The sequence below is a fragment of the Acidiphilium sp. PM genome (assembly GCF_000219295.1).
In the GTDB taxonomy this organism is placed as follows: Bacteria; Pseudomonadota; Alphaproteobacteria; order Acetobacterales; family Acetobacteraceae; genus Acidiphilium; species Acidiphilium multivorum.
Window position 1 is genome coordinate 1 of record NZ_AFPR01000625.1, and the last position, 5,360, is coordinate 5,360.

Genomic DNA, 5,360 nt, shown 5'->3' on the forward strand with positions numbered 1-5,360 from the left:
CCGCCGCCAGGGCCATGGAACTGGACCGCGCCCCGGAACCCAAGATCGGCCCCGTCGCCATGCAGATGGCCCGCCAGGGGCGCGGCACGCGGGCTTACGCCCTCCGGGACGCCATGCAGGTCCGACAGGATCGCGGCATGCTCCGCACCATGAGCCGCTCCTGGGAACAGGTCCGCCAGGCCGGCGCAAACCTCATGCAGACCATGCGCGAACGCCTCCCCGGCCTCGCCAGCGTGCTCAGACAGGCTTTGCCCCTGCCCTCCGCCCTGATCGCCGCAACCACCAGCCCGGACATGCAACGCGCCACCCAGATGCTGGACATGCGAGCCGCCGAGAAAATCCTCAAAACCCGCGAGCACGAGAACCAGCAACGCACACCGGACCGGGGCCGGGAACGCGGCCGGGGGATCGAGATGTAGCATGGCGACAGGCAACCCCATCGTAGACGCTCTGGATGCCCTCGCCGCCGAGGTCGCCAAATGCACCGAGGCCGTGAAGGCCGCCAATCCGGACGCCCTCACCCGCTCCGTCGATCAGGCCGCCAGCAGGGCCGTGAGCAGCATCAAGACCGCTCTGGACGGCGCCAGCGAGGCCGTGAAGGAGATCAAGAAAGCCGCCTCGGACACCGCTCAGGCCGCGTCCAGCGCCGTCGAGCAGGTTGCCGAGGTCCGCACCGCGACACGCTGGCTCAATCTGCGCTCAGTCGCCGTCCTGGCGCTAGCCGTCCTGCTAGTGGTGAGCGGCAGTATCACCTCGATCTGGTGGGAACGGCACGAATTCCACCGCCTCCATACCAGGGTCATCGCCCTGCGGGCCGAGATCCAGACCGAACGGGCCAACCTCAAGGCACTCAAGGCCAAGGGCGCGCGGGTGGAGTGGAAGACCTGCGGCGGTCATCTCTGCTTCGAGGCAAGCAGTGACCAGCACGGCGGTTGGGTAACCACCAAGGGGAATATCAGGCTGGTCATCCCACGCGGCTATTGATCCGGAATGCCCATTCCGGCCCGTCAGGAAGCCATAGAACGGCCTTTGCGGCTTGGACGCATCAAGAGAACCCAAAAACCTGCGTGCGCCCGTCTGGCGGGATTTTACGGCCATCCTCGCCGCTTCGTTCCCAATGCCGCTTTTGCTTCCCGCGTCGCTGCCGCTCACCTCGTGGCGCGGGTCGAGCGCAGAGCGGGAGACCCATATGGCGCATCGCGCCCGCGCTAGCCCCTCACCTTCCCTCAGCGCGGCCCGTCAGGGCCGCCATTCATGGTCAAATCGCATTGCGATTTGCCGCATTTGGTTTCCCCCGCACCCCCTTCCCGACTTCGCAGCCTCGCGCGCTCGCGCATGCGTAGTGCCCGTCGCCCCGGTGGGTCCACAGGGAAGTTCGGGCCGCTCGCTTCGCCTCCCTTCGGGCGGCTCGCGGCCCTCGTTCCCTGTGGACTACCGGGACGACAAAAATGGGGTGGCGCCCCCTCCCTAAGATCATAGAGAAGGGCAGAAAAATTTTCCCAATTAAATCAATTAGTTATTTGGGGGGGTGCGGACACAGCTTGTGTCCGCACCCCCGGACACAAGCTGTGTCCGGGGGTTGTCCAAAGACTTGACAAGACAGTCTTTTAATCGGACAGATTTGGAGTCACGATTTTGGACAGCAAAGTACATAAACATGACTGGTTTGACCGCACCCCCGGACATCATCGGAACCCCCGTTAAGCTTAAACCTGGTCAATGGGTACAAACCGAGCGCAAGGCACATGAGGCTTGGGCAAATTTGATAGCCAGAAAGCCTCGTGCAGCCATGCTACTGCATCATCTGGTGGCCCAGATGGGCCACCAGAATGCTGTAGTAATCGGCCAAAAAACGCTGGCAAAGATCATGGGCACTCACGAGCGCACCGTCCGCCGCGCTGTTGCCGATCTTGTTGAAGAACGGTGGATTCAGATTATTCGGATCGGCAGCGGCAAGGAGGCGGCTTACGTAGTCAACGACAGAGTGGCTTGGGGACAGCCCCGCGATCAGCTGCGCCTTTCGGCATTCTCGGCAACAGTCGTGGCCGACTTGGAAGACCAAGATACGACCTCGCTTGATCATGCCGATCTACGCCGTATTCCCACATTATTTCCCGGCGAAAGACAGATGCCGATAGGGGATGGTGAACCCCCTCCATCCCAGCCTAGTTTAGATGGACTAGAGCCGGATCTACCCACCCGGCAGCCTCACGCCTTCCGTGTGGAGAATGCCAAATGAGCAATTCGACCCTTTACGACCGTGATTTTTACGCCTGGGCGAATGAACAGGCGGCACTTTTGCGGGCTGGCCGTCTGTCCGAGGCGGATATCCAACACGTCGCCGAGGAGATCGAAACCATGGGCAAAACGGAGAAGCGTGAACTGGTCAGCCGCCTGAAAGTTTTGCTCATGCATCTGCTGAAATGGCAATTTCAGCCGGGCGGTCGTTCGACCAGTTGGCGGCTGACCATTGCTGAACAGCGCCGGGAGGTTGTGGATCACCTGGCGGACAACCCTAGCCTCAAGGCAAAACTGCCGGAGGCCATGGAAAGTGCCTACGGAGGAGCAATTCTAGCGGCGGCTCGTGAGACAAACCTCGATCTGATCACATTTCCCTCCGCCTGCCCTTGGTCCTTTGAGCAGGTTATTGACGCCGACTTTTGGCCCGGTGAGGGGTGATCGTGGCCCAGCCATCACGCGGCCTCCTGTGGCACACTCCAAATTTATAATGATGCCGTAATAGATTTTTCGGACCATAGATATGTCGAAGATACTCAGAAATATACTTATCTTTTTAACTATATATATATTGACTACAACCAGCTCTTTTTCAAAAGAAACCAGAATAAAAATAACAACATTCGGCGCAGGTACTTTAGGTTGTGCAAGCTGGGATAATTCTTGGGACAAAAATCCCCAACAAATAATCATAGATACTGAATGGGTTTCTGGTTTTATAGTTGGCGGCGAAGCATTAAAGCAAGCTTATATGAATATAAAAGATAATGAATTGACAATTTTAAAATATTCAATTAATAATTACTGCGAAAAAAATCCACAAAAATCAATACTTTCGGCTGCATTTTATTTCTTTAATCACAATGTTTATTTTAATAGTAGATAAAAGATAATTGATATTATTTTATATTTTTTCTTGATTTATACGCCTGAGATATGCAGCTAATCAAATTTCCTGGCGGGAATACACCTAAATTATGTAATTCATTCAATATTTTTTCGAATTCTATTGGCTTTTTTTCTGTTTTTGTGTCGTTTAATATCATTAATTCTATTTTTTTAACTTGAATCTCGATATTACGCTTCCGTTCATCTATTTCATTTTGATCGTGCATAATTTTTCCGGTTACGGCGTAACGATCTGAATATTTCCTGATATATTCGGCAATCTTGGCAAGTATGACTGGCACGGTCGGCGCGACTGTATCAGATCCATTAGCGACACGCGCCAACTCGACAGCATTCCACAGGATGCCCCCTGTTGACTTGAGTATCAGAGGGCTGTGGAAGTCTGGCAGATCCCAGAGCGCACAGACCCGCGCCAAGGCGCCGGCGTTCGTCAGGAATGGTTCCTGGTGCATGGTCGGCAACCGGCGACGAGGGTCTTGCGGGTCTATAAACATCGGCCCATCAGCGAAAATCAACGTCACTGGGCCGTAATCGGGGGTCTCTTGTTGAAAGCGGTGCTCCCAAACATCCCACAACATCTCGACGGACGCTGGTATCGCCGTTGTTTCCGCCTCCCAATTCCTGACCGTTGCCGAGCTGACTTTCAGCCGTTCAGCTACAGCAGATTGGGTCAAAAGGAGGCGCTCGCGTCGGCTTCTGAATTCAGCACCATTCATCAAAAACCTACAATATTTTGAGTTTTCAATTTGTGTTTTAGCAAATAATTTTTGCTTTCACAATCACAAAAAGACGCATAAAGAGCTGTGTGATTTTTGTGCGTATTTTATGATTTTCGCGCCATGCCCGCCCCATAGGCCGCAAACGGGGCTTTCCGTTGCAGAATTCCGGTGCAGCGGCCTCATGCTATTTGGGGTCGTTTGCGGGAGGGGGTGGAATCCTACGGTAACGCCCGAATTTCAGCAGTGAATGCGAGCCTATGCGGCACCTTGATTGTGATACGGGTTATGGAACAAGGAAATCGGCTTTTAGCGGCTATTTTTAGGTTGTATCGCAAACCCTCGTTTGGGACACATAGTCGATCAGGCCATTGAAACGCAGGGCTTTGCCTCCAAGCGTAGGATTCCGCCCCTTCCCGCAAACGACCCCTATTTGAGCACGTCCGACCCCTATTTGAGCACGTCGCCAGCCAGAAGCCGGATCAGACGGCCTTTGAGGCCCGACATCGCCTTGGCCTGCTGGTGGATAGCGGTCTCCGCCTTCTCCGCACGTTGTAGTGCCGCCTCAGCCCGCCCCTCGGCATCTTGGACGGCTTTGACAGCCTTCTGGGCCTCCTCTGCGCTCGCCTGAGCTTTCTCCTGCTCCAGCGCCAGCCTCCGGCGCTCCGCCGCCTCAATCACAATCGCCAGCCGCGCCTCTGCCTGACGCTCGATTTCCGCGATCCTGGCTTTGGCAGCTTCCAGTTCCGCAGCCAGTCCGGGCGATGCCTCACCGGGCTCAGGCTCATTCGCCCCGCCAGCCCGACGCAGCGCCGCCCGTGGTTCTAGGGGGTCATCGTCGCGGGTCATCAGGGTCGCAGCCTGTTTTAGCAACGGGTGCGCCTGCTCCGGAGCCATAAGCAGGACTTGCCTGATACCGCGCTCAGCTAGAGCCGCCCGACGCCGGGCAGCACGCTCTCGATTCCCGTCCCTGCTATTCTTGGCCATGACTAGTCATGGCACATATCACCCTGATAACCCATGACTAATCATGGCCGAGCGTGATTAGTCATGGCTGATGCCAGCAAGGCGCCCCGACCAATTACGGCCTGTCCCCACCCTCCAGGCGGGTCGTTGAGTCGCCGGATACAGCCGCCTGGCCAGGCTGGTCTGGCCGGGGCGGTAGCCCGAACACCTCGCGATCGATAGGGCGGACAAGATGCTTGTCGAGCAGGGCTTGGAGCCGCTGCTTCGCGGCCTCAGACCGCTCCGCTTCCGCAAGGATGACCGCGCCAACCAGCACCTTGCGCCGGGTCTCCTCCTTGCGGGCGCGTTCTTTCGAGCGCGCCTTCACCGCATTGATCCGCGTCTCGATCTCACGCTGCTTCGCGGTGAGATCAGCAAGGATTTCGTCGTCCGTCCGCTTTGCCATGGCGTAAAAACTAAACGGGGTTCCAAGGGGCGCGCAAGCCCATTGGTGGGGGACGCCCGCAGGGCGGGGGAAATGCCCCCAGGACT

Annotated in this window: 7 protein-coding genes and 1 pseudogene; 5 read left to right on the top strand and 3 right to left on the bottom strand. The window is 56.8% G+C overall.

Features of this window, described 5'->3' with window-relative positions:
- From APM_RS19685 to APM_RS21950, 5 genes and pseudogenes are all read left to right on the top strand, one after another.
- Nucleotides 1-419: pseudogene (locus APM_RS19685) on the top strand (molybdopterin-guanine dinucleotide biosynthesis protein MobA); the annotation flags it as partial.
- A 1-nt stretch (nucleotide 420) separates the two neighbouring features.
- Nucleotides 421-984 (top strand): hypothetical protein, encoded by a 564-nt coding sequence (locus APM_RS19690; RefSeq protein ID WP_007425142.1) that lies wholly within the window; start codon nucleotides 421-423, stop codon nucleotides 982-984.
- Between the two features lie 673 nt (nucleotides 985-1,657).
- A complete protein-coding gene (locus APM_RS21165) occupies nucleotides 1,658-2,239 on the top strand; it encodes a helix-turn-helix domain-containing protein (protein ID WP_083818739.1) in 582 nt (193 codons plus the stop codon).
- On the top strand, nucleotides 2,236-2,679 hold the full coding sequence (locus APM_RS19700; protein WP_039889424.1) for a DUF29 domain-containing protein: 444 nt from the start codon (nucleotides 2,236-2,238) through the stop codon (nucleotides 2,677-2,679). The genes APM_RS21165 and APM_RS19700 overlap by 4 nt, the downstream gene beginning before the upstream one ends.
- An 82-nt stretch (nucleotides 2,680-2,761) precedes the next feature.
- Nucleotides 2,762-3,124, top strand: a complete 363-nt coding sequence (locus tag APM_RS21950) for a hypothetical protein (protein WP_138919297.1) — start codon at nucleotides 2,762-2,764, stop codon at nucleotides 3,122-3,124.
- 13 nt (nucleotides 3,125-3,137) lie between these two features.
- Here APM_RS21950 and APM_RS21955 read toward each other — a convergent pair whose 3' ends face one another.
- The 3 genes from APM_RS21955 to APM_RS19710 form a co-directional block, all read right to left on the bottom strand.
- The gene (locus APM_RS21955; protein WP_138919298.1) at nucleotides 3,138-3,863 is read right to left on the bottom strand and encodes a hypothetical protein; all 726 of its coding nucleotides are present in this window, start codon (nucleotides 3,861-3,863) and stop codon (nucleotides 3,138-3,140) included.
- Nucleotides 3,864-4,313: 450 nt separating this feature from the next.
- Nucleotides 4,314-4,712 carry a hypothetical protein gene (locus tag APM_RS19705; RefSeq protein WP_241763239.1) on the bottom strand — a complete coding sequence of 133 codons (399 nt, stop codon included), beginning with the start codon at nucleotides 4,710-4,712 and terminating at the stop codon, nucleotides 4,314-4,316.
- Between the two features lie 232 nt (nucleotides 4,713-4,944).
- A complete protein-coding gene (locus tag APM_RS19710; protein WP_007425144.1) occupies nucleotides 4,945-5,274 on the bottom strand; it encodes a hypothetical protein in 330 nt (109 codons plus the stop codon).
- Between the last annotated feature and the right edge of the window lie 86 nt (nucleotides 5,275-5,360).